General features: G+C 66.1%; 23 protein-coding genes. 13 read left to right on the plus strand and 10 right to left on the minus strand.

The window, feature by feature from the left end:
- Positions 1-74 precede the first annotated feature (74 nt).
- Both AC3A4M_RS05710 and AC3A4M_RS05715 read left to right on the plus strand, forming a co-directional pair.
- Positions 75-296, plus strand: coding sequence for a type II toxin-antitoxin system ParD family antitoxin (locus tag AC3A4M_RS05710; protein WP_498734793.1), 222 nt, complete (start codon positions 75-77; stop codon positions 294-296).
- Entirely contained in the window at positions 293-607 is a 315-nt protein-coding gene (locus AC3A4M_RS05715; RefSeq protein WP_498734534.1) for a type II toxin-antitoxin system RelE/ParE family toxin, read from the plus strand. The genes AC3A4M_RS05710 and AC3A4M_RS05715 overlap by 4 nt, the downstream gene beginning before the upstream one ends.
- Before the next feature lie 57 nt (positions 608-664).
- On the opposite strand, the gene AC3A4M_RS05720 is transcribed toward AC3A4M_RS05715, so the two are convergent.
- Entirely contained in the window at positions 665-874 is a 210-nt protein-coding gene (locus AC3A4M_RS05720) for a hypothetical protein (RefSeq protein WP_498734536.1), read from the minus strand.
- 401 nt (positions 875-1,275) lie between these two features.
- Between AC3A4M_RS05720 and AC3A4M_RS05725 the strand changes: the two genes are divergently transcribed.
- The 4 genes from AC3A4M_RS05725 (at position 1,276) to AC3A4M_RS05740 (ending at position 4,802) form a co-directional block, all read left to right on the plus strand.
- On the plus strand, positions 1,276-2,244 hold the full coding sequence (locus AC3A4M_RS05725; RefSeq protein WP_498734538.1) for an ATP-binding cassette domain-containing protein: 969 nt from the start codon (positions 1,276-1,278) through the stop codon (positions 2,242-2,244).
- A complete protein-coding gene (locus AC3A4M_RS05730; RefSeq protein WP_498734540.1) occupies positions 2,244-3,059 on the plus strand; it encodes an ABC transporter permease in 816 nt (271 codons plus the stop codon). Before AC3A4M_RS05725 ends, AC3A4M_RS05730 begins: the two co-directional genes overlap by 1 nt.
- 100 nt (positions 3,060-3,159) lie before the next feature.
- Positions 3,160-3,768, plus strand: coding sequence for an avidin-fold protein (locus AC3A4M_RS05735; RefSeq protein WP_498734542.1), 609 nt, complete (start codon positions 3,160-3,162; stop codon positions 3,766-3,768).
- A 74-nt stretch (positions 3,769-3,842) separates the two neighbouring features.
- Complete coding sequence (locus AC3A4M_RS05740; RefSeq protein WP_498734544.1) at positions 3,843-4,802, plus strand: DMT family transporter; 960 nt, start codon at positions 3,843-3,845, stop codon at positions 4,800-4,802.
- A gap of 91 nt (positions 4,803-4,893) precedes the next feature.
- Here AC3A4M_RS05740 and zapE read toward each other — a convergent pair whose 3' ends face one another.
- The gene (gene zapE / locus AC3A4M_RS05745; protein ID WP_498734546.1) at positions 4,894-6,030 is read right to left on the minus strand and encodes a cell division protein ZapE; all 1,137 of its coding nucleotides are present in this window, start codon (positions 6,028-6,030) and stop codon (positions 4,894-4,896) included.
- A 73-nt stretch (positions 6,031-6,103) separates the two neighbouring features.
- On the opposite strand from zapE, the gene AC3A4M_RS05750 reads away from it, so the two are divergent.
- Positions 6,104-6,766: a TetR/AcrR family transcriptional regulator gene (locus AC3A4M_RS05750; RefSeq protein WP_498729207.1), complete on the plus strand. Its 663-nt coding sequence runs from the start codon at positions 6,104-6,106 to the stop codon at positions 6,764-6,766.
- On the opposite strand, the gene AC3A4M_RS05755 is transcribed toward AC3A4M_RS05750, so the two are convergent.
- Together AC3A4M_RS05755 and AC3A4M_RS05760 are read right to left on the minus strand one after the other, a co-directional pair.
- Positions 6,763-6,945 (minus strand): helix-hairpin-helix domain-containing protein, encoded by a 183-nt coding sequence (locus AC3A4M_RS05755; RefSeq protein ID WP_498734548.1) that lies wholly within the window; start codon positions 6,943-6,945, stop codon positions 6,763-6,765. The two genes, AC3A4M_RS05750 and AC3A4M_RS05755, sit on opposite strands and share 4 nt — an antisense overlap.
- A 503-nt stretch (positions 6,946-7,448) precedes the next feature.
- Positions 7,449-8,027, minus strand: a complete 579-nt coding sequence (locus tag AC3A4M_RS05760; RefSeq protein ID WP_498729211.1) for an NADPH-dependent FMN reductase — start codon at positions 8,025-8,027, stop codon at positions 7,449-7,451.
- A 104-nt stretch (positions 8,028-8,131) separates the two neighbouring features.
- Here AC3A4M_RS05760 and AC3A4M_RS05765 point away from each other — a divergent pair, with 104 nt between their 5' ends.
- Positions 8,132-8,626 carry a MarR family winged helix-turn-helix transcriptional regulator gene (locus AC3A4M_RS05765; protein ID WP_498734550.1) on the plus strand — a complete coding sequence of 165 codons (495 nt, stop codon included), beginning with the start codon at positions 8,132-8,134 and terminating at the stop codon, positions 8,624-8,626.
- A 26-nt stretch (positions 8,627-8,652) separates the two neighbouring features.
- On the opposite strand, the gene AC3A4M_RS05770 is transcribed toward AC3A4M_RS05765, so the two are convergent.
- Positions 8,653-9,465 carry a class I SAM-dependent methyltransferase gene (locus AC3A4M_RS05770; RefSeq protein WP_498734552.1) on the minus strand — a complete coding sequence of 271 codons (813 nt, stop codon included), beginning with the start codon at positions 9,463-9,465 and terminating at the stop codon, positions 8,653-8,655.
- A 141-nt stretch (positions 9,466-9,606) separates the two neighbouring features.
- Between AC3A4M_RS05770 and AC3A4M_RS05775 the strand changes: the two genes are divergently transcribed.
- Complete coding sequence (locus AC3A4M_RS05775) at positions 9,607-11,283, plus strand: LuxR C-terminal-related transcriptional regulator (protein WP_498734554.1); 1,677 nt, start codon at positions 9,607-9,609, stop codon at positions 11,281-11,283.
- 26 nt (positions 11,284-11,309) lie between these two features.
- Here the strand turns inward: AC3A4M_RS05775 and AC3A4M_RS05780 are convergent, their stop codons facing one another.
- The 5 genes from AC3A4M_RS05780 to AC3A4M_RS05800 form a co-directional block, all read right to left on the minus strand.
- Complete coding sequence (locus AC3A4M_RS05780; protein WP_498734556.1) at positions 11,310-13,205, minus strand: ABC-F family ATP-binding cassette domain-containing protein; 1,896 nt, start codon at positions 13,203-13,205, stop codon at positions 11,310-11,312.
- A 59-nt stretch (positions 13,206-13,264) separates the two neighbouring features.
- Positions 13,265-14,200 (minus strand): 4-(cytidine 5'-diphospho)-2-C-methyl-D-erythritol kinase, encoded by a 936-nt coding sequence (locus AC3A4M_RS05785; protein ID WP_498729327.1) that lies wholly within the window; start codon positions 14,198-14,200, stop codon positions 13,265-13,267.
- Between the two features lie 29 nt (positions 14,201-14,229).
- Complete coding sequence (gene rsmA, locus AC3A4M_RS05790) at positions 14,230-15,069, minus strand: 16S rRNA (adenine(1518)-N(6)/adenine(1519)-N(6))-dimethyltransferase RsmA (protein WP_498729328.1); 840 nt, start codon at positions 15,067-15,069, stop codon at positions 14,230-14,232.
- A gap of 480 nt (positions 15,070-15,549) precedes the next feature.
- On the minus strand, positions 15,550-16,686 hold the full coding sequence (locus AC3A4M_RS05795; RefSeq protein ID WP_498734557.1) for a resuscitation-promoting factor: 1,137 nt from the start codon (positions 16,684-16,686) through the stop codon (positions 15,550-15,552).
- A gap of 337 nt (positions 16,687-17,023) precedes the next feature.
- Complete coding sequence (locus AC3A4M_RS05800) at positions 17,024-17,971, minus strand: TatD family hydrolase (protein WP_498734559.1); 948 nt, start codon at positions 17,969-17,971, stop codon at positions 17,024-17,026.
- Positions 17,972-18,086: 115 nt separating this feature from the next.
- On the opposite strand from AC3A4M_RS05800, the gene AC3A4M_RS05805 reads away from it, so the two are divergent.
- From AC3A4M_RS05805 to AC3A4M_RS05820, 4 genes are all read left to right on the plus strand, one after another.
- Positions 18,087-19,166: an AAA family ATPase gene (locus tag AC3A4M_RS05805; protein ID WP_498729220.1), complete on the plus strand. Its 1,080-nt coding sequence runs from the start codon at positions 18,087-18,089 to the stop codon at positions 19,164-19,166.
- A 10-nt stretch (positions 19,167-19,176) separates the two neighbouring features.
- Entirely contained in the window at positions 19,177-20,604 is a 1,428-nt protein-coding gene (locus AC3A4M_RS05810) for a DUF58 domain-containing protein (RefSeq protein ID WP_498734561.1), read from the plus strand.
- Complete coding sequence (locus AC3A4M_RS05815) at positions 20,601-22,955, plus strand: transglutaminase TgpA family protein (RefSeq protein WP_498734563.1); 2,355 nt, start codon at positions 20,601-20,603, stop codon at positions 22,953-22,955. Before AC3A4M_RS05810 ends, AC3A4M_RS05815 begins: the two co-directional genes overlap by 4 nt.
- A 72-nt stretch (positions 22,956-23,027) precedes the next feature.
- A complete protein-coding gene (locus AC3A4M_RS05820; protein WP_498734564.1) occupies positions 23,028-23,528 on the plus strand; it encodes an RDD family protein in 501 nt (166 codons plus the stop codon).
- Positions 23,529-23,586 lie beyond the last annotated feature (58 nt).

The following is a 23,586-nucleotide window of genomic DNA, read 5'->3' on the forward strand; positions in this document are numbered from 1 at the left end:
ACGTGCATTCGGACAGCCGCCCCTTGGCAAGGTTTGCCAAGAGTCCGTAATATTTTCATATGAAGACCGTGACGATGAACATCGCGCTCAGTGAGGATCTAAAGGCGTATGTCGACCGCAGAGTGCATGAAGGCGCTTATACGTCAACGAGTGAATTCGTTCGTCACTTAATTCGGAACGATGAGCGAGAAGCTGCCCAAGAAAAATTGCGGAACCTGCTCCTCGAAGGGGTCGAGTCTCCGTCTGGCCCCACTCATGAACAACTCATTACCGAATTGCGTAGGCAGCACGGATGAACGGACGGGTCGTCTACCGCGAGACCGCGGCAGAGGATCTCCGGAACGCCGCTCAGTACTACGCTGAGCAAGAACAAGATCTATCGTTGAAATTTCTCGATGCTGTCGATGAGGCCGCCGCATTCATTGCGGATTTTCCTGCCGCAGGCTCAACCCGATTTTCGGAGTTGCTATCGCTCCAAAAGGTCCGGCACCATAGCCTGAAAGTCTTCCCCTACATCTTCTTCTATGTTGAAACAGCAGATTCAATTGAGGTTCTGCGTGTCTCGAATACTCACCTAGACATTTTCCAGATACTCGACAGCGATTGATCGGTTTCCGCTTACCTAGCACTGATGGGAAGCCGCACGCGCTGCTCCACCGACTTGTTAATAGCTGGAACGGTTTTCAGCGTCTGCGTCCCAAGCGAGATCTGTTCCCTCGCGGATGATCAGGGCCTCAAGCGCCGGATCTCTGACGAGGGCGGTGACGAGATCCTGGCTGCCGCAAACAACCGTCGAGTCGAAGTCGATTTCGGTGACGAGCACCCACGCCTGGTCCTCCGGCCAGAGGATGCCGATGGAACTGCGCCGCCGCATGCATTGTCTTGCCGAAGGCGCCGGCGACGGCCGTCCAGGTAACGGATTCGCTACGGATGTCGGCAACTTCACCAATGGGGTGTCCGTGCCAGGAGCCGGTTTCCGCCGGACGGTCCCGCTGAGCGGGGTGGAAGATCCTGGCGTAGGCGGGATAGCCGTCCCGCAGACCGAATGCACGTCGTTGCCGGCAGGACTGAGCAGCGGTTCCAGCCAGCGGCCGGCTCCGGCTTCATACAGCGGCTCCATCGCCCCAGCCTATAGCGCTTGTGGGCTGTGCAGGACAGGGCCCCATTTCCCGGAACCAGGAAGAGGATGTCCACATAGCTTCGCGATCCCATGGACTCGCTCCTGCCGCAGGCGTAGCGTTTTGACATCGCGAATGCCGTCGACCAGGGGTCGCCATGATCCACACGAGGAAGCTCAGCAAGACTTTTACCGTTAAGAAGGAGAAAATCCAGGCCGTCAAGGGCGTGGACATCGACGTCGAGCGCGGCGAGCTGGTCGCGTTCCTCGGGCCTAACGGCGCGGGTAAATCGACCACTCTGCGCATGCTCACCACGCTGCTGGCGCCGACGTCGGGATCCGCGCGGGTGGCAGGGGTCGATGTCATCGCGGACCCCGCGGGGGTGCGCTCGCGCATCGGCTACATCGGGCAGGGCAACGGCGGCGGGCACAGCTACCGTGTGATCGACGAGCTCATCATGCAGGGCCGCTTCTACGGGATGAACACTACCGACGCGCACTCACGGGCAGACCAGCTGCTCAAGTCGCTGGAACTGGAGGAGCTGAAGAAGCGCACCGTCATCAAGCTCTCCGGCGGTCAGCGGCGGCGCATGGACGTGGCGCTGGGGCTGATGCACTCCCCCAGCTTGCTGTTCCTCGACGAGCCGTCCACAGGCATGGACCCGCAGAACCGCGCGAATCTGTGGGAACACATCATGCGCATGCGCCACGAGCACGGAACCACCATCGTGCTGACCACCCATTACCTGGAGGAAGCGGACACGATGTCCGAGCGGGTGATCGTCATCGACCACGGCGAGATCATTGCGGACAACACGGCCAGCCGGCTCAAGGCGGAGCTGGCCGGCGACCTGCTGGCGGTGGAAGTCTCGGCTGCCGCGGCGCCGGAGGTGCGGGGCCTGCTCGGCCGGGCGGCGGCCGCAGGCGAGCTGGAAGAAACAGCGTACGACGGCGTCATCCGCTTCCGTCTTCGGCTCCCCGACGGCGCACGGCTGGCACCGGGACTGCTCAAGGACATGAACGATGCCGGTGCGCCGGCCCTGCGCCTGGAGCTGAAACCGCCCACCCTCGACGATGTTTTCCTCGAACTGACCGGCCGCAGCCTGCGCGAAGGAGGCAAAGTCTGATGCAGCTCCAGCAAGCCGCTGACGCCGGCACCGCCGTGAGGAAACCCGGGGTCGGGCGGATCCTGCAGGACACCAAGTACGTGTTCTGGCGGGAAATGCTCCTGGTCGTCCGGGATCCGTTCTCGCTGATCTTTTCGCTGGTGCAGCCGCTGGTGTTTCTGGCCCTCTTCGGGCCACTGCTTGGGGCGGCAGTGGGTGCGGAGGCCTTCGGCGGCGAGTCCTCGCTGCAGTGGTTCCTGCCCGGCGTCGTCGTCATGATCGCGCTGTTCGGCACCTCCATGACCGGCTCGAACCTGCAGTACGAGCTGATGACCGGCTCCTACGAGCGGATCCTGGCCACACCGCTGTCCCGTTCCTCGCTGCTGATCGGCCGGGCGCTGAAGGAATGGGCGCCGCTGGTCCTGCAAGGTCTGGTGATCGCGCTGGCCTCCATCCCGTTCGGGTTCGTGTTTTATCCGCTGCACGTGCTTTTCGGACTCGTGGTGATCGGGATCTTCGGCATCGGCCTCGGTGCTCTCTCCTACGCGCTGGCGCTGGTGACGCAGGGGAAGGAGTGGGTGTTTTGGGGCGTCCAGCAGACACTGCTGTTCCCCCTGATGATCCTCTCCGGCATCATGCTGCCCATCGAAGCGGGTCCGCGCTGGATGCAGGTGCTGAGCCTGTTTAACCCGCTGACCTACATGGTCAACGCCGAGCGGGAGCTGTTCGCCGGCGGGCTCGGCTGGGACACCTTGTGGGGCGTCGTCGCGGCGGTGGTTACCGCCGTCATTGGTCTGGCCGTGGGAGTGCGGGTGATCAAGCACAGTACTGTTTGAACGCAGCGATTGACCCGGATAGGTGAAACATTCCATTCCTAGACGGGTTCAACACGCCCGGTCATTGTGACCTTTTCGTGATGGCCTCTACTCTGTATCCATGTCTCAATCAGTCTCAGCGACCAGTTTTTCGGATTTGCCCGGCGGCCAGATGGAAACGGACGCAGGATTACTTCCGGCCGAGGACCAGCCGGCCATCGCCGTGCCGGACGCCGGAGCCATTGAGGACTCCGGAGCCAGCGCCGAGGTCGAGTCCGCTGAAGCCGCCGACCCTGTGAAGGATGCCGAGCCTGAAGAAGGCATCGACGCCGGGGCAGGCACCGAGGAGGACGACGATGCCGAGGCTCCCGATCCCGCCGCTGTGCAGGCCGTCCTTGACGGGAAAGTCTTCGCCGCCGTGGCCAACACTGCATCGGGCGAGGTCGGGCGCACCACGCGCTTCCACTACAGCCAGGACGGCAGGATGATCTGGGCGGAATACTCCGGCGGCGCCGTTGTCCGCGGTTATCTGGTGGGAACGCGCGACGGCGACCGGCTGGATTTCCGCTACTCGCACCTGAACATCAACCTGCAGACCGCCAACGGAGTGTGCGCAAGCAAGCTGGAGGTACTCGAGGACGGGCGCATCCGGCTGCACGAAACCTGGCAGTGGGAATCACGCCCGGAACGAGGCACCAGCGTGGTGGAAGAACTCCCGGCGAGAAGCTGACAACTATCGGCAAGGAACTGCCATCCTCGCCGCCGGCCGGTGTGCCGTGTGGAGGAGTCGGATAATCTGACGGCGTGAGCTCCCCTACGCCTTCCGTGCCGGTCAAACCGTTGACGAAAACGTTGACCCCGCTCGTCCTGGTTGCCGTCGCGGTGACCGTGCTCGCCTGGGCCAGCGCGTTCATTGTGATCCGCGGCGTGGGAACGGACTTCGAGCCAGGTTCCCTCGCCCTGCTGCGGCTGGGCGTCGGCGCCGCAGTCCTGGCCATCGGACTAATCGGCCGGCCGTGGGTGAAACCAAGTCCACGGGAATGGCTGCTAATCATCGGTTGCGGCGTGATGTGGTTCGGCGTTTACAACGTTGCCCTCAATACCGCGGAGCAAACGCTCGATGGCGGAACCACGGCCATGATCGTGAACTTCGCTCCGATCCTGATCGCCCTGGGTGCGGGCGTTTTCCTGCACGAAGGCATTCCGAAATGGCTCGCGATCGGCGCCGGCGTGGCCTTCATCGGCGTACTGCTGATCGGCTTCGGCACAAGTGCAGACAGCGCTGCAGGCAGCGGAACCGGCGTCATCTGGGCGCTGGTAGCGGCGCTGACCTATTCGGTAGGCGTGCTGCTCCAGAAACCTGCCCTGCGAAGAGTGCCCGCGGCGCAGGTGACATGGCTGGCCTGTGCCATCGGCACCGTTACCGCCCTGCCGTTCACCGGCGAACTCATCGTTGACCTGCAGGATGCTTCGGCCGCGTCCATCCTGGGCGTCATCTACCTCGGCGTGGTGCCGACCGCCATCGCGTTCAGCACCTGGGGGTACGCGCTGACCAAGATGCCGGCCGGGCAGCTCATCGTTTCCTCTTACCTGGTGCCGCCTGCCGCCATTGTGCTCGGGCTCCTGTTCCTGGGCGAAGTGCCGACGCTGATCGCGGTGATCGGCGGGGCGGTATGCCTGTTCGGCGTAGCACTCTCGCGCCGCCGCAGCCCTGAGCCCGGGATCAGACGCAGTGAGGCCGTGAACCAGGAATCGCTGGAATGAGCAGGTGGCACAACGGACGGTCTACCCTATTGTGTGGGCCGCGGCGTTGAGTTGGTTCACGCTGGCCTGCAGTTGGCCCACACCGCGGCCTTCAGTTGACCCAGGCTGCTGCCTTAAGTTGCCCGAGGCGGCTGGCGATGCGGGCGATATCGACGGCGGAGGGACTCTCCGACGGGCTCAGGTCCAGGGGTACTTCGCTGATCAACGTCAGCGGAATGTCCGCGTCGTAGAGGATGTCCACAATATTGCTGAAGCGCTGCCAGCCGTTCATGCTGATCTCCTCCCGGGACGGCACCGCGGTAATCACCCAGTGCCGCCGGGGCCGAACCAACGCAAGGTAGTCCTGGGTGGCGGTGGGCGTCTCGCAAAGCTGCCGGAAATCAAACCAGAGTTCCGTCTCCGTTACGCGCAGCGCCGGCAGCGGCCACGTGGTGGGCCGCAATTCCACCGCCTCGTGCGGTTCCGGCACGGACAGGCCGGTTTCGTCGAGCGCGCGGACCAGGTCACCTGTTCCGGAGCTGATCACACTGCCGTGGCTGAACCGCGGACCTTCGCGGCCGCCGTCGTTATTTGAAGGCAGGGAGCGGTAGTCCACCGGGCCGGCGACGCCGGCCACCTGCATGTGTTTTTCTATCAGGGCGATGGTGGGAGCGAACAGATCGTGGAAGAGGCCGTTGGGCATCAGGGAACCCGGCGGGTAGTTGGAGGTGGTGACCAGTGCAATGCCGCGGGAGAAAAGTGCGCGCAGGAAACGGGCCAGCAGCTGGCCGTCACCGGGATCGTGCACATGGAATTCGTCCAGGACCAGCAGGGTGCAGTCCCGCAGCAGCGAGTCAATGGCCAGGTCCACGGCGCTGGTACCGGCCGGCCGCGACGGCGAATCCTGCGCTTCGCGGCGGCGGGCATGCAGCTCGCGGAAAAAGTCGTGGAAATGCCAGCGCTTCTTGCCTTCCAACGGCAGCGCAGCGAAGAACTCGTTGACCAGCCAGCTCTTGCCTCGGCCAACTGGACCCCAGAGGTAGAGATTCCGCCGCTTCTTATTGCTCGATGCCAGTGCGGAGGCTACGTTGGGAGCGTGCGCGGTGGAAGCATTAACTGTCCTGGCGGCAACCTCCGCCAGTTGCCGGATGGCTTGGAGCTGGTACTCGTCGAGATCGAAGCCAGCCGCTGCCGCACGATGCGCAAAGTGCGCCAGAATTTCCTGCTTGGTCTGCGACTTGCCCCTCAACACGTCATTCCTTTCCTTTCAGACAAGGTACTCTACATCTGTAGAGTACATCGAACGATCAGGAGCCTCCCCCGTGGAAGCAGCATTACCGCAGGTCCATCACAGCCCGGAAACCTCCGCGCACGACGACAAGGCGCAGCGCCGGACCCTGATGACAGAAGCCACCACGGAAATCATCGCCCACGAGGGCCTACGGGCCCTGACACACCGGGCCGTGGATGCGCACCTGAACCTGCCGACGGGCTCCACCAGCTACTACTTCCGGACAAAGGACGAACTGCTGGCAGGCGCCTTGGAGTACCTGCGCGAGCGTTCGATGGCGGACTTCGAGAACTCCCATCTGGAGGCGCCGCGGACTGTCGAAGAGGGCATGGACATTGAGCATGTGGCCACTCGTATTGCCCAGTACCTCGACATCCAGCTGAGCACCCGCCCGCACCACATCAAAGCGCGCGTGGCCCTGGCCCTGGAGCTCTCCGAGCGCGAAGAGTTCCGGGGAACGATTTCGGACGCGCTGTTCTCGCAGTCGCGGGCGCTGGAGCTTTTCGAAGCGCTGGGCTCAACGGAACCGGCCAAACTCGCCAGCGGCTTTACGGCACTGATCGAGGGCCTCGCCTTCCGCAGCCTGCTCGAGGGGAATTCCTCCCTGGTCCCGGGCAGCCGGCGGGTGGATGTTTTTCACGAGGCCATCGCGTCCTACCTGCTGGGTGTGGGCGACCCCGAACCGCTGGACTAGGCAAAGTCCAGCTTGTGCTCCGCGAATGCCTCGCGGAGCACTCTGATGGCCTTGGGCCCCAAGCCGTGCAGGGCCAGCAATTGAGCCTCTGTATACGCGGCCGCCTGCTCAAGACTCGTAATACCCTCGCCGTTCAACGCACGGGTAGCCGGCTGGCCGATTCCACGGGGTAGTTCCATGGTGGCTCAGCGCCCGAGCAGCACGAAGGCCCAGGCCAATGCCGCAATACCGAAGACGATCAGGACCACCCCCACCGCCAGCACCAGCCGCCGTCGTGCTTCCTGCCGCTCATTCACAGGGACACCTTCCCAGCCAGGTGCACAGCTGGCCCGATGGCGCGGGTTGCCTCGCTTGCCTCGGTTGCGCCGGTTGCCGGTGCGGTCCGGGACCGCCCCGTCCTGGTCCTTGCCGCATGCGTGCTTCCTCCCCGTCGAATTCTTCTCAGCCCTGCCGGCAATCGCCGCGGCCTCCCCGACCACGCCGTTACCCGTTCTGACGCATCGATCGTATCCAATCGGCCGTCATGAGGACATAGGCAGCACCGTACGGTGGATTAATAGACGGGGTGGATTAAAAGAACAAGCGCTCCGTTCCCCCTCATGGGCAGGTGGGGGAACAGAGCGCTTGCAGCTTGGAGCTCCGCGACGCTGGCTGGTGGGCCGGCGCGCGGGGGCCGACAGCCTTAGCTGGCGGCGACGGCTGCCTCGGCGCGGACGGCCTCCATGGCGCGGGTCCACGGGATGAGCTGATCGAGCATCGGGGCCAGGGTGCCGGCGTTCTGCTCGGTCGGCTTGAAGTCGGAGAAGTTCTCGAAGTCGGTGAACAGGGAGAACATGACCTGGTTGCGGACGTGGGCAATCTGCAGCTCGGAGAGCACATTGCGCAGGTGCTCGGCGGCGCGGGCGCCACCCATGGAACCGTAGGAGACGATGCCGGCTGCCTTGTTATTGAACTCCACGTTCAGGTAGGACAGCGCATTGGCCAGGGCCGGGGTCAGAGTATGGTTGTACTCGCCGGTAACGAAGATGAAGCCATCGAATTCGTTGATCTTGGCGGACCAGGTCTTGGTGTGGTCATTCTGGTAGTTCTGGTACATGGCCGGGTAGGCCTCGTCCAGCAAGGGGAGGTTGAAGTCTGCGATGTCGACAAGTTCGAATTCGGCGTCAGTGCGGCCTGCGGTCTGGGACAGAACCCAGTCGGCTACGCCCTTGTTGTTGCGGCCCGGACGGGTGCTGCCGGTGACGATTGCAATCTTGGTCATGTGGATAACCCCTTCAGGTTGTTGACACGTCATTGATTTGTTGACATGTCAATCATGCACAGGGGACACTTGAATTGTCAACCATAGTTGGAGGGGGAAGTTTAGTGAGCTCGGACACGCGGTGGCTCGATCAGCAGGAGCAGGAAGTTTGGCGCGCGCTGCGCGAACTCATCTGGGGCTTCGAATCCGCCATGGACCGCCAGCTGATCCGCGACTCTGAACTCTCGGGCGTGGAGTACTCCGTGCTCGCCGCGCTCTCCGAAGCCGAGGACGGCGTCATGCGGGCGCGGGACATCGCCCAGGCGCTGGACTGGGAGCGGAGCCGGCTCTCCCACCTGCTCAAGCGGATGGAGGCCAAGGGCCTGGTGGCACGGACGGAGTGCGAGTCCGATGCGCGCGGATTCAACATTTCAATGACCGACGCCGGACACAAGGCCATAGTGCAGGCGGCCCCGGGACACGTGAGCTTTGTCCGCGAGAACGTTTTCGACCCGCTGTCCGAGGACGAGCGCAACGCCCTGCACTCCGCGGCCACCAAGATCCAGGCGTCAATCCGGGCCGCCGGGCTCTGGGAGAACCGCGGCGCGCCAAAGTCATAGCGGACGCGTCGTGGCTACGTGGCTTGCTAGGGCCTGCGCCCGTTGAACTTGCGCCCGAGGACTAGGTGTCCTTGCAACGGCACTGTCAGCGAACCGTCTGCCTCCGTGAAAGGTTGCAGAACGGCAGCCGCTTCCGCACTGATGCTGGCAAACTGGTCCTCGCTCAATCGCGCCATCAGCGGGGTGCTCTCTACTTCCACCGCCACGAAATCCGCGGCCGAGGAGTACTTGGCCTTGCCGATGTGCATATGGGATTCCACCTCCAGCAAACCCGCCTTGGCAATGAGCCGCTTGAGTTTTTCCAGGTCGCCGCAGGCCCAATAAACGCCTAGAAGCGACATGGCGGCGGAACCCGCATGGCGCGAGACCAGTTCCACGAAGGGCCCATAGCCTGGCTGGTCCTCCAGGCGCCCAGGGACCACAACCGCAACTGTTCCGCCGTCGACCGCCGCCCTGCGCATCTCTCGCAGCGCCGCCACGGCATCCGGAAAAAACATCAGCGCCATCTGGCAAAGCACTACGTCAAAGGCGTCGTCCTGCACGGGCAGCGCGGCCGCGTCACCCTGCAGCCAGCTGATCTCCGGCCGGGCCCTGGCAGCCACGGCTAGCATGGCGAGGTTAATGTCCACGCCGGTCACCGCTTCCGCCCCGGTTATCTCCGCCGCCGTGCGGGCTACAATCCCAGTACCGCAGGCAACATCGAGGATCCGCTGCCCCCGGGTCACTCCGGCCACGGTTACCATCTGCTGCGCCCACTCCGCGAACATCGCGGGAACGAACTTTGCCTCGTAAGCCTCGGCCGCTGCTTTTTCCAGCTGGAAACTCTCTGTACTGGCCATTATTCTCACCTTTTCGCCCGGTCTTATGTGTTTCGCAATGCCGTATTGCTACAAGGATCGATCGATCCGGGCGCGCGGACATCGGTGCGTGCACCTATTTTCCAGCCCTTTCCTCCACGCAGGCCGGACGTAAAATAGGTCATGGCTTCCACCCCGGAGCAGCTTCTCGAGGACGGCCGCGCCGCACTCGACGGCGGGGACTGGCGGGCAGCGCTGTCATTCTTCAGCCTGGCGCTTGATTACGGGGCGACTGCCGAGGCCGCCTACGGCTTGGCCAGAGCCACTGAATGGGCCGGGGACTTCGAGACTGCCATCGGACTCTACGAAAAGGCCTTCACCCTGTTCCGCCGGCGCGGCGAATTCCGGCTTCCGGCATTAATCGCCGCCCGCGAGCTCAGCTTCCTGTACGACGCGGTCTACGCAAATACGGCTGCCGCGGACGGTTGGCTGGCACGGGCTACCACCCTCGTCAGCGACGCAGGCAATTGCGTGGAGGCCGGGTGGGTGCAGCTGGCCCAGTGCCTTGGCACCCTCGACCCTGCCCAGATGCGCGCCCATGCCGCGGCCGCTACCGAACTTGGCCGGCGCTTGCGCGAACCGGATCTGGAGTTCTGTGCCCGCAGTTACGAAGGCCTGGCGCTGGTACTCGGCGGCCGCATCGGCGCGGGCTTGCGGCTCATTGATGAAGCCGCGGCCGCTGCCACCAGCGGCGAGGTCCGCGACTACCAGGCCGCCGGCGAAATCTACTGCAAGATGCTGCTCTGCTCCGAGCTGACCCTCGATGTCAGCCGGGCCCAGCAATGGATGGAGGTTGCTGCCGGTTTCGGCCACCACCAGCACGCGGCATGGGTACCGGCGATCTGCGCGATGCATTACGGCGGCATCCTCACCGCCGCGGGCCGTTGGGCCGAGGCCGAGGACCGGCTGGAGCGCGCCATCGAAGATTACGACGGCGGCTTACGGGCATTGCGCGGCGGTGCAGTAGTGCGGCTGGCTGACCTGCGTCTCCGTCAGGGCAGAGTGGAAGAAGCGGCCACCCTGTTGCAGGGCTACGAGTCGGATCCGGCCGCGGTCCAGCCGCTGGCCCGGCTCCGGCTGATGAACGGCGACACCGAGGCCGCGGCGGCCGTCTTGCGCCGGCATCTCCAGGCGGCCGCCGGCTCCGTCCTGGTGGCACCGGAAATAGCGCTCCTCGCTGAGGTCCATTTGGCCGCACGGCGTCCGGACGAAGCATCCGGCCTCGGCTGTGAACTGGGTGTTATCGCCGCAGCGACCGGCCTCGGGCAGTACAGAGCGCTGGCTGAGTACACCGTGGGGCTGTGCCGCCTGGCCACCGAAAGTAGTGGCGGCGCCGGCGCCGGGGCGGCCGGTGTTGCCCGCGGACATCTGGAGATGGCGCTGGTGGCTTTCGGTGCTGCCGGCCTGCCCCTCGAACAGGCCCGCAGCCGCCTGGCCCTGGCCCGGGCCGTGGCCGCAGGCCAACCGGAGCTAGCCACCGCGGAAGCGCTGACTGCTTTGCGGGACTTCCAGCAGCTCGGCGCTCATTACGACGCCGATGCGGCAGCCCAGGTCCTCCGCTCCCTAGGACACCGTTCCCAGCATCTCCCCCGGGCCGGCGGCGAGCTGACCACGAGGGAAGACCAAGTGCTGAAACTCATCGCCGACGGCTTGTCCAATAGCCAGATCGCGGCGCGGCTATTCATCAGCAAGCGCACGGTGGAACACCATGTAGGGAGCATTCTCGCCAAACTGGGGCTCGCCACCAGGGCTGAAGTCCAGGCTTATGCAAGCCGCGGCCGCACAAATCAGCCCGCCTAGCCCCCTGCCTAGATCCTGTGCGGAAGCTACTCGAGGACTTCGGAGGCCTCGAGCCACTCCATCTCAAGCTCTTCCTGCTCGGCGCCGATCTCCTGCAGCTTCTTGTTCAGCTCGGCAAGCTGCTCAAAGTCCGCGTCGGCCTTGGAGCCGGCGGCCGTCATCTGTTCCTTGACCTTGTCCGCCTGCTGGGTCAGTTTGGTCAGCTGGCGCTCAATCCGGTTCAGGTCCTTCTTAGCCTGCCTCTTTTCGGCCTCGCTGTGCGTCGAGGACGGTGCTGAACCGCCGGAACGGTGCTGGGCAGCGCCGTTTTCGCCGACCGGAACCGTTGCGGATGCGGCACCTGCGGACGACGACGGCCCCACCTTTCCGTCGCCGGCGGCGAGTGCTTCCTCCCGCAGTTCCAGATACTGGTCCACTCCGCCGGGCAGGCCGCGGAGCTTGCCGTCGCCCAGCAGCGCCATCTGGTGGTCGGTCACGCGTTCGAGCAGGTAGCGGTCGTGCGAGACAACCACCAGGGTCCCGGGCCAGCCGTCCAGTACGTCTTCCACCGCCGCGAGCGTGTCGGTGTCCAGGTCGTTGGTCGGCTCGTCCAGCATCAGCACGTTCGGCTCCCCCACCAGCAGGCGCAGTAGCTGCAGCCGGCGGCGCTCACCACCGGAAAGATCCCGCACGGGGGTCCACTGCTTCTCCTTGTTGAAGCCCAGCTGCTCCACCAGCTGACCGGCGGATACTTCCTTGCCGCCGACGTTGAAGACCTGGCGTTCACGCTGGATGACCTCGATGACCCGCAGGTCCGAGACGTCGTCCAGCTCGCGCACTTCCTGCGTGAGGATGGCGGTCTTCACGGTCTTGCCCCGCTTGGCCTTGCCGGAATCCGGTTCGATCTCGCCGTTGAGCAGCCGCAGCAGCGTGGTCTTGCCCGCGCCGTTGACCCCCACCAGGCCCAGCCGCTCGCCCGGCGCCAGTCGAAGGGTGATGTTGTCGAACAGGGGCCTGCCGCCGTCGTTCTTTGCCTCGGCGCCTTCCCGGGGCGGGGGCGTGTAGGAGATGTGTTCCAGATCCAGCACGTCCTTGCCGAGCCGGGCGGTGGCCACCTTGTTCAGCGCCACCGTATCGCGCGGTTCCGGCACGTCGGCGATCAGCTCGTTGGCCGCCTCGATGCGGAATTTGGGCTTGGCCGTGCGGGCGGGTGCGCCGCGGCGGAGCCAGGCCAGTTCCTTCTTGACCAGCTGCTGGCGCTTGCTTTCGACGACGGCGTTCATGCGGTCGCGTTCGGCGCGGGCCAGGACGTAGGCCGCGTACCCGCCGTCGAACGGGTCCACGATGCCGTCATGGATCTCCCACGTCCGGGTGCACACTTCGTCCAGGAACCAGCGGTCGTGGGTGACCACCAGGAACGCGCCCTCGGTGGGACGCCAGCGCTCCTTCAGGTGCCTGGCCAGCCAGGACACTCCCTCCACGTCCAGGTGGTTGGTGGGCTCGTCCAGCATGATGACGTCGTGGTCTTCGATCAGCAGCTTGGCCAGGGCCACGCGGCGCCGCTGCCCGCCGGAGAGCAGGGAGACCTTGGCGTGCCAGTCCACGTCACCGACGAGGCCGCCCATGATCTCGCGGATGCGCGGGTTGGACGCCCACTCATGGTCCGCCTGGTCGCCGACGATGGCCTCGCCCACGGGCAGGTCTCCGTTGAGCACATCCTGCTGGTCGAGGTATCCGATGTTGACGTCGCCGCGCTTGGTCACGCGGCCCTCGTCCGGCGTCGTGCGCTGCGCGAGCAGCCGCATCAGCGTGGACTTGCCGTCGCCGTTGCGGCCTACCATGCCGACCCGGTCGCCCTGGTTCAAGCCGATGGAAACCGAGTCCAGGACGGTGCGGGTGGCAAAGGAGACGCTGATGTTTTCCGCGCCAAGCAGGTGGGCCAAGGTGATACTTTCTGTTGCTGTGTAGGTGAAGTTATCGGGGCGGGGCGGGCCGAGCCCGATCAGGCCATGATGCGCGCGCCGTGGACCGGGCCGTGGACCGGCAGCGCCGCCACGCCGGCGACGTCGGAGAGCCGCTGGGCAAGGTCCTCGGCTTCGAGCCGGTCCGCCACGAGGAACGCCAGTGTCGGGCCAGAGCCGGAGACCAGTCCGGCCAGCGCGCCTTCGGCGACACCCAGTTCAAGGATATCGGCCAGCTCCGGCGCGAGCGCCATCGAGGCAGCCTGTAGGTCGTTGCCCACGGCGTTCGCCAGCGAGTCCACGTCCCCGGCATGCATGGCCTTCAGCACGGCCGGGTCCACGCCCTCCGGCTCACTGGCCTCGAATCCGGCCTCTTCGCGCAACTGGTCCGCCATGGCGTAGACCTTGGGGGTGGACAGGCCGAAGCTGGCCGGCACTAGCACCCAGTTCATGTCCTTGCGCGCCAGCGCCGGCGTCAGCTGGTCCCCGATGCCAAGCCCGACGGCGACTCCGCCGAGGATGGCGAAGGGCACGTCGGCGCCGAGGTCCGAGGCAATGCGCACAAGCTCTTCGCGGGAAAAGCCGGTATCCCAGAGCGCGCTGCAGGCGACCAGAGCTGCCGCGGCGTCGGCCGATCCCCCGCCCATGCCGCCGGCGATCGGTACGCGCTTGGTGATGTCCAGATGCACGCCGGTGGGCCGCTCGGCCATGGAGCGGATCAGCTGCGCGGCCTGGACGGCCAGGTTGGATTCGTCCAGCGGGATGTCGTCGAGCTCCAGCGGCAGCGTGGAGCCGTTGCGCACGCTCACGGTGACCCGGTCGTCGTCGCGCGCTGTAGCGGTGACTTCCTCGTAGAGCGACACGGCCAGATAGACGCTGGCCACGGAGTGGTAGCCGTCCAGGCGCTGCGGGCCCATCCGGAAGGACACGTTGATCTTGCCCGGGGCCATTACCCGAACCGAACGCTTTCTGGACATGCTCATTGCCTCCTCCACCGGGTCTTAGCTCACGCCATCAAGGGCTGTTTGAATTCGGCAATCCGCGCGAAGGCCTGGACGTCCAGCACTTCGCCGCGCGCGCTAGGGTCCACGTTCGCCGCGCGCAGGGCATCCTCGGCAGCGGCCGGGCTGCCGGCCCAGCCGGCGAGGGCGGCGCGCAGGGTCTTCCGCCGCTGGGCGAAGGCCGCATCGATCACGGCGAAGACTTCCTTGCGCGTTGCCCTCGTTTCGGGCGGCTCGTGCCGCGTGAACTCCACCAGTCCGGAGGCAATTTTCGGCGCGGGCCAGAACACGTTCATGCCGATCACGCCGGCCTTGCGCATCTGCGAGTACCAGGCCGCCTTGACGCTGGGAACGCCATAAATCTTCGAGCCCGGTTTTGCCGCGAGCCGGTCCGCCACCTCGTCCTGCACCATGACCAACCCGTGCTCCAGCGAGGGGAAATGCTCCAGCAGGTGCAGCACCACGGGCACGGCCACGTTGTACGGAAGATTGGCCACCAGCGCGGTGGGCTGCTGCGGCAGCTCGGTCACCCTCATGGCATCCGCAAGGACGACGTCGAGCCGGGAGGCTGCATCCGGACGGAGCCGGGCGGCGGTGGCCGGCAGCTTGGCGGCAAGTTTGGGATCAATCTCGACGGCGACCACATGCTTGGCCGCGTCCAGCAGGCCAAGCGTCAGCGAGCCCAGGCCCGGGCCCACCTCGAGCACGGTTTCCTGCGGATCGATATGTGCTGCGGCAACGATCCGGCGGATCGTGTTGCCGTCGATAACGAAGTTCTGTCCAAGGGTCTTGGTGGGACGGACATCCAGTTCGTCCGCGAGCCGCCTGATGTCGGCCGCCCCCAGCAAAGGTGCCGTACCCCCAGCAGCCGGGCGGCCGCCGTCGTTCGCAGGCGTTGCCGCGCCCTCGCGGGTTGGCGACGCCGAGCCGTCGTCGGCCAGCCCTGAGGAAGAATTCGCTTCTGTCACTGTGCCATCGTAGCCGCTGATCTCTGCCGCACCTTAAACGCCGGGTGGCCCATGGCTGATCCCGGCCGGCCGGGGCGAAACGGGCAGCCAGCTCGCAACACGGCCCCATCGGCCCGGGCCGAGCGGGCCGAGCGGGGCGGGACGAGCGGGCCGGGAGCTTCAAACCCATGTTTTGAATCGGCCGTCAGCATCCCCCCACGTCAGAGCGTTACTTGAATGCTAAAGGTGGGCAGAAGTGCCTGAACGTGGGTCCGAACGTCCTGAACTGCGTCTCCGACGGCACTATGAATGCACCTTAAACACCGGCAGGACCCGGGGCCGCGCCCGGGTCCTGCCGATGGGATGATGCTGCTGCGGTTAGAGCAGGCCCAGCTTCGCTGAGCAGGCCGGCCAGTGGCCCCAGCCGCCGCTGCTGCGCAGGACCTCTGCGGTGGCAATCTGCTCGGAAGGGCTGGCCATGTGCGGCAGCGGGGCGTACTTGCCGCCGCCGGCGCCGATCCACGAGCTCTGGCTGAACTGCAGGCCGCCGTAGTAACCGTTGCCGGTGTTGATGGCCCAGTTGCCGCCGGACTCGCACTGGGCGAGGGCCTGCCAGGTGCCGCCGACGTTGGTGTTGTCGTTGCCGGAAGGAGCCTTGGGCTCGGGGGCCGGGCGTTCCTTGGTACCGACGCTGACCTGCTCGGTGACCGGCTTGCGGGTGATCTCGTTGCTGACCAGCTCGCGCTCGGTTTCCTCGCCGTCCACCAGCACCAGGGCGTAGGTCTTGGTGCGTTCACCGGTGACGCCGGAGCGGGTGATCTCCTGCTCGCCCTCGTACATCGAGGAGTCCTTCTTCGTCTCGGTCTCGAACTCGATCGGCTCGGTGACCTCGATCTTCTGATCCCGGTCGATGCGGGTGATCTTGAGCTTCAGCTTGTCCTTGATCTCCGTGGACTTCGGGTCGGAGAGCTCGTCGTCCTTGCCCAGCTTGATCTTCTGTTCCTTCAGCAGCTCACCGATGGTGGCCGCCGTCGTAATCTTCTTCTTGGTTTCGCCGTCCACCGTGATGGAAACGGTCTTCGGGGTGGTGATGGTCACCGTGCTCACGCTGGCCAGTTCGGCATCCAGCGGGGCGGAAAGTTCGGAATCCTCTTCGACGCCGAGCTCGTGGAGGAGGTCCTCAACGGTGGCGGAGGTGGAGTGCACTGTCTTGCTGGTGCCGTCCAGGGTCAGCTTGACCGGCTTGGCGGTGATGACCTGGATGCTGCTGCCGTCGGTGATCTCGGCGCTGGCGGACGGAGTGATTTCGTCCAGCTCGCCCACCTGGACATCGGCGTCGTTCAGGACGTCCTGGACGGTGCTGCCGAAGGTCGAGACGCTGCTGGCCTGGCCGTCAACAGTCAGGGTCACTGACTTGTTGTTGCCGACGAAGGCCACGAGCCCCAGCACGAGTGCAGTCATCACGATCATTTGCCCGGCAATTTTTACCCAGCGGTTCTTCAGTGCGTTTGCCACGGTACCCAACTTTTTTAACGTTTCCCGGGCACGGGGACTTGGACACGAGCAGTCGCGCGCCGAATCGCACGGCACGATGCTTTGTGCAGGCAGCACTAGACGAGAGGGTTTGGGCGTACGAACGGAACGTCCAACTTGCCTCAAGCGAGTGAATTCATGTCCGGTTGCCTTCCCCGACCCCGGCCATTAGCTCCCCACCGTAACCGAACCGTGATGCATCTCCAACTCGAGTCCGGCCAAAATCTCGTTTTGGTCACGCCCGAACGTCCCAAGTCAGCCCCGGTGAAACGTCGGAAAACCGGGGCTGACTAGGAAAAATACTCCGCAGTAACTTAGCTCACAAAGTGCCGTAAATTTCTTCTGTGTTTTGTGACACCTCTGTGCATAACTGCGCCAGATCCTTGTCCAAAACGTCGGCCATGGCACGCATTGTGTAGGGAATCATGTAGCTCGCGTTGGGCCTGCCGCGGTAGGGGTGCGGGGTGAGGAAGGGGGCGTCGGTTTCCACCAGCACCAGGCCGGGATCGGCGATGGCCAGGGCCTCGCGCAGGTCGCCCGCGTTCTTAAAGGTTACGGTGCCGGCGAAGGACATATTCCACCCGTTCTCGTTGCAGATCCGGGCCAGTTCCGCGTCGCCGGAGAAGCAGTGGAAGACCACTTTTTCGGGCGCTCCTTCCTCGCGCAGCACCCGGACCACATCCTCGTGCGCGTCGCGGTCATGGATCTGCAGCGCCAGGCCCAGCCGCTTGGCCATGTCGATATGCCGGCGGAAGGAATACTCCTGCGTTTTCAGGCCAGGCCCCTCCGTGCGGAAGTAGTCCAGGCCGGTTTCGCCTATGGCCCGCACGCGCGGATGGGCGGCGAGCGCTTCGATCTCGGCGAGCGCATCTTCAAGCGTGCCGGCCTCCCCCAGTGCCGGCGCATCGTTGGGATGGAGTGCGACGGCGCCCAGCAACCTTGCGTCTGCTTCTACCGCTTTGATGGTGAAGCGGGAGGACTCCAGGTCGCAGCCGACCTGGACGGCACCGCGGACGCCCAGCGCCTCGGCGGCGTCGAGTGCCTCCGTGGCGCTGACCTGCACGTCGCCGTCGCGGAAATCCAGGTGCGTGTGGTTGTCCATCACCGGCACCGGCAGGGGTTCGGGCGCCGGCGGATACTGCAGCCGCCGCCGTCGTCCGCTGTTTTCCTCTTCGGCGCTGCGGGCGCGCCCTTCCGCGGGCGACGGTGCTTCGGCGACATACGGGGCGGGCGTTTCTCCGGGCTGGACTGCGAGGTAGTTCGGCATGCTTCTAGGTTATCGCCGGCGCCCGAAAGAAACGTTTCAGGCCCTACCCTCCGGAAAGTTCTGCCAGTAGTGTTGGTACATCCGGCCCCGGGGGGAAGGCTAGCGGAAGGTTTCCATGGACATCCAGCAGCAGGCGGCAGTATCGGATCCCGCGCGGCAGGCAGGTGCCGGCGGGGCAACCGCTGCTGCGGGCACGGCCACCAACGGACAGGTGATTAACGACGTCGGCCGGTTGCCGCTGGTGGACTTCCATGAGGCGTGCGGGCGCATCCTTTCGGCGATCAACACGGTGATCGACGGCAAGGAGGAAGCCGCGCGGCTGGCGCTGACCGTGCTGCTGGCCCAGGGTCACCTGCTGGTGGAGGACGTGCCCGGCGTCGGCAAAACCATGCTGGCCAAAACGCTCGCGCGCACCATCGACTGCAGCGTGCACCGCATCCAGTTCACGCCCGATCTGCTGCCCTCGGACGTCACCGGCGTCTCCATCTATAACCAGGACAAGCACAGCTTCGAGTTCCGGCCCGGGCCGGTCTTCGCCAACATCGTCATCGGGGACGAGATCAACCGCGCGTCAGCCAAAACGCAGTCCGCGCTGCTGGAATGCATGGAGGAACACCAGGTCACCGTCGACGGGCGCTCCTACCGGCTGGAGCCGCCGTTCATGGTGGTGGCCACCCAGAATCCGATCGAGATGGAAGGCACCTACCCGTTGCCGGAGGCCCAGCGCGACCGCTTCATGGCGCGGATTTCCATGGGCTACCCGGACCCGCGCGCGGAGATGGACATGCTGGAAAACCACCAGTCCACCTCCCCGCTGGCCGATGTCCGGCCCGTGGTGGGCATGGCGGACGTCCGCGCCATGGTGGCCACGGTGCAGGACGTCTACGTCTCCCCCGCGGTCAAGGAGTACACCGTCAACATCGGCCGGGCCACCCGCGAGCACCCCTACCTGCGACTCGGCGCCAGCCCGCGCGCGCTGCTCCAGCTCCTCCGGGCCGCCAAGGCCGCGGCCGCCCTGGACGGCCGGGATTTTGTGCTCCCGGACGACATCGCCTCAGTCTCCGAGGCGGTGATCTCGCACCGGCTGATGCTGGACCGCAAAGCCGTGACCGCCGGCGAGGACGCGCCCGGGATCGTGGCGTCGATCCTGGCCAAGGTTCCGGTCAACGGCGAATCCCGCCGTCCCGCTGTGTAGGTCAAGCGCCATGGACCGGTTCGGCTGGCTGCCCGCCCGCTACGTGACGATGCGCGGCTGGGGACTGCTCGCTGCCGGCGTCGTCGCCCTGCTGCTGGCGCAGATCTTCGGCCGCCGCGACCTGCTGAGCCTGGCGGTTTTCCTCATCGCCCTGCCCCTGCTCGCCGCGGCGGTGATGGTGGTGCTCAAGCCGCGCTTCGCCGTCGAACGCAAATTCCGGCCCGCCTCCGTGGAGACCGGGCTGATCACGCACGTGCAGCTCTCCGTCCGGCGCACCGGCAGCTTCGGTGGCATCGCGTATATGGAGGAGCAGCTGCCGCACCGGTTCGGCCGCTCCCCCACGTTCCGCTTCCCCGCGCGCTATCCGACGCGGACCGGCGAGAGCATCTACGAGTACCGGCTGCGCTCCGGCAAGCGCGGGATGTTCGGGATCGGCCCCGTCACCGCGGACTTCGAGGACCCGTTCGGGCTGGCCCGGCACAGGCACAACTTGGGCGAAGTCTCCGCACTCATCGTCACGCCGGCGCCGGTGGAACTGCCGCCGACGTCGTTGACCGGCGCTCGCGGCACGGACGGCACCGCCAGCACCCGGCGGCAGGCGAACCCGAGCGACGACGACGTCATGACGCGCGAATACCGGCACGGCGATCCGATGCGCCGGGTGCATTGGGCGGCCACCGCGCGGCAGGGCGAGCTGATGGTCCGGCAGGAGGAATCCGTCACCACACCGCAGGCCACCATCATTCTGGATCAGCGCGTGCACACGTTCGGCAGCGGGCTGCTGCCGTCGCTGTCCGCGGAGCACGACGGCGGAGAGCTGCTGCACAGTTCGCCCGCGTTCGAATGGGCGGTCACGGCGGTGGCCTCGGCCGCGCATGACTTCATCCAGCGCAACTACACGGTGCGGCTGCTCGACGTCCACGCCGAGCCCGGCCTGCTGCGCTCCCCCTCGGCGCCGTGGCCCGAGGACGAAAGCTTCGTCGGCCCGGCCGGCTACCAGAACCTGGCGGAGGGCCTGGCCGCGCTGGGGCTCGCGGAGGACCCGCACCGCAGGTCGGACCGGCCGCTGCCGGGGGCGGAGACGTTCGGGGACCGACTGATGGACAAACTCGCCGCGCACAAACTCAAGGGCCCGCTGCTGGCCTTGCTGGGCAACATCTCCGCGGCCGAAGCCCGCCTGCTGGCCCCGGCCGCCGAGTTCGGCTCGCACGCCTTCGCCATCCTGGTCACCGACCATCCGCACGACTCCTCGCCGGTGCTCGAGGCTCTGCGCAACGGCGGCTGGCGCGCGGTGGCGGTCAATGCCAAGGCTTCGCTGCCGGCGGCGTGGAGCTACTTCGATGCGCAGGCACCGGTCACGGCGTCCACCGCCCGGTCCGGCCCCGCCGCGGCTGGCCCCGTCCCTTCCCCGACCGCTTCCCGGGGAGGCCGGCGATGACGGCCACCTTGGACCGCGGACCGGGACACGGCACCCGCGCCGGAACGCCGGAATACCTCGCACCGGACAACAGCTCACGACGGCGCCTCCCGTCTGGCTCCGGGCCTTGGCTCATATCCGCCGCAATCGCCGCGGCGGTGGTGCTCACCGCCGCCAACCTGAACGGCGTCATCGAAGGCTGGACTTGGCTGGGCAACATCTTTTTCACGGTCCTCTGTGTTGAAGCCGGCACGGCGCTGGGACGGGCGCTGAACTGGCCTGCGGTTGCCGCCACGCTGCTGGGGCTGGCGGGTCTTGCTGGCTCCGTCACGCTGATGTTCTTCGCGTCCACCAGTTTCCTGGGCGTGATCCCGGGTCCGGGAGCCTTCCGGGCCTTGGGCCCGATGGTCGACCAAGCACAGGAGACCGTCATCTCGCAGGTGGCGCCCGTGCTCGCAACGCCCGGTATCGTCATGGTCGCGTGTGTCGGTATCGGGCTGGTGGCGCTGCTCGTGGATACGGTGGCGGTCCCGCTGCAGATGCCTGCCACCGCCGGGGGCGGGCTGCTCGCCGTGCTGATGGTGCCGGCGATCATCAAGCCCAACAGCCTCGGAGTGGTGGGCTTCCTGGCCGCAGCCATCGGCTTCCTGCTGATCCTGGGGTGCGCGCAGTGGCTGGCCGGGGACGACCAGACCCCCGCGGGTACCGTGCGTGCCGGGCAGTTCACCCGGGCCGCCTCCATTGGCGCAGCGGGCCTGGCGGTGACGCTGCTGCTGCCGCTGGCGATTCCGGGCTTCACCAGCGGAGCATTTCCGCAGGGATCCCGGTTGAACTGGCTGGGCGCGCCCACCGGGCTCAATCCCATCGTCAGCCTGGGCGACAACCTGCGTCGGCCCGGGGCCTTCGGCCGGATGACCTACGCCACAGATTCCGCCGACCCGCTGTATATCCGTTCCGTGACGCTGGAGAACCTGGCCGGCGCCCGTTGGCGGCCCACCGATTCCGACGGCGTTCAGCGCTCGGGGGTCGAGCGGATCGGCACCCGGAGTACGCGCGAGCTAATGGAGCGCGGCGAGGTGACCACCACCGTCATCAGCACGGGTTCCTTCACCAGTCCCTGGCTCCCGGCCCCCTACGCGCCCGCCGAAGTGGACGGGCTGAGCGGCAACTGGACCTGGGATCCGCGCACGCTGGCCATCCGCGGCTCCGGCAACACCACCAGCGCGGACCAGGACTATACGGTGCGCAGCGTGGAACCAGCATTGACCCGCGAAGGGCTGGAGTCAGCCGAGTCAATCGACGCTCCCGTAGTGGATGACATTTTCACCGAACTGCCCGACAGCATGCCGGACATCATCGAGGAAACCACCGCCGACGTGCTCGATGGGCTGACCGAGCCCTATGAGCAGGCGATGGCGATCCAGAGCTACCTGCGCGGCCCGGATTTCGTCTACTCGGAAGAGGCCCCGGTGGACGGCGGCTACGACCAGAGCGGCTTCGACGTGGTGGGCGCCTTCTTGGAGGAAAAGTCCGGCTACTGCACGCACTACGCCTCGACCATGGCGATCATGGCACGCACCGCCGGCATCCCCAGCCGGATTGCCGTCGGCTACGCGCCCGGTGATGAGACCGGTGAAGTTGTCGACATGGACGGTCGCGAGCTGACCGAATACGAGATCGATTCCCGCGACGCCCATGCCTGGCCCGAGCTGTACTTCGAAAACCTCGGCTGGGTCGCGTTCGAGCCGACGCCGGGGCGCGGCGCAGTGCCCGACTACGCGCAGGCGGAAGTGACGCCTGTTCCGAATCCGGCGGAGGAAGAAAACCTCAATCCTCGTGCCGGGCCAACCCTGCCGCTGCCCTCGGCGGGCGCAGCACCGGAAGCCGGCACCGGCACCGAGGCGGAAAGCCTGGCGCCGCGGCTGTGGAGCGCAGCCGGTGCGGCCGCCCTGCTCCTGGCCCTCCTGTCCCCTATGCTGCTGCGCACCTCGCGAACGCGGAAACGCCGCACCCAGCTGCTCGCGCCGGCTGTGCCGGAACGCCAGTCGGCCCTGCTGGCCTGGGAGGAAACGCTCGACGTCGCTGCGGACTATGGAGCGCCGTCCGCGCCGGAGGAGTCCGCCCGGGCCTTCCACCAGCGGCTGGCGGCAAGCGGCGCCCTCGAAGGCGAGCCCGCCGCCGCGCTGGAACGGCTGCGCACAGGGTACGAATACGCCGCCTACGCCAATCCGCAAACCCCTGCCCAGCCGCCGGTGAACAGCCGCCGTTGGGAGGACGTTACGGTCGTGGCCGGGCAGCTGAAGGCGAGAAGCTCCTGGCAGCAACGCCTGCTGGGACGGTTCCTGCCCCAGTCGCTCTTCCGCCGCCGTTGACGCTGGGCCCCCGCCGGACGTCTTTAAGATCAGCGCAGTGTGGCGCGCGGCTCTGCTGAGTAGAGTGGGGCCATGAACGAGCTTGCCGGCCGCAGAGCGGCGGCCTATGTGTACGACTGCATCGGATATGCGGCCATTGCCGGCTGCACCGTCCCGCTTGGCCTTCTAGCCCATGCGTCGGGCTGGGGCAGCAAACGCAGTTTCGTCCTTGCCGCGAGTGCGGTTCCTCCGATCGCCGCCACGCTGCTGGCAGCACGCCGCGAGACTGACACCGGGGCGACCTGGGGAAAGCGACGCTACGGACTGACCGTCGCCGACCGCCACGGCTCGGTCCCGGGTTTCGGCCGCTCCCTGCTGCGGAACACCGCCAAGATTGCCGTTCCGTGGCAGCTTGGCCACACCTTAGCCGTGGGAGCAGCTTTCGGCGGCTTCGATCGCCGGGACCCGCTGACACTGACTGCGGCCTGGGCGACTTACCCCCTGCTCACGGCGATGGTTGCCAGCGTGGTGTCCGGCAAGGGGCGGGCGCTGCACGACCGAGTAGCCCAAACCCAGGTGGAATCAGACCGGTAAACGGGGCGTCCCGCCGTCGTTGTTGGAATTGAAGGTATGGGTAGTTAAACAGCAGCGG

The sequence above is a fragment of the Arthrobacter sp. Soil_C_60 genome, assembly GCF_057656375.1.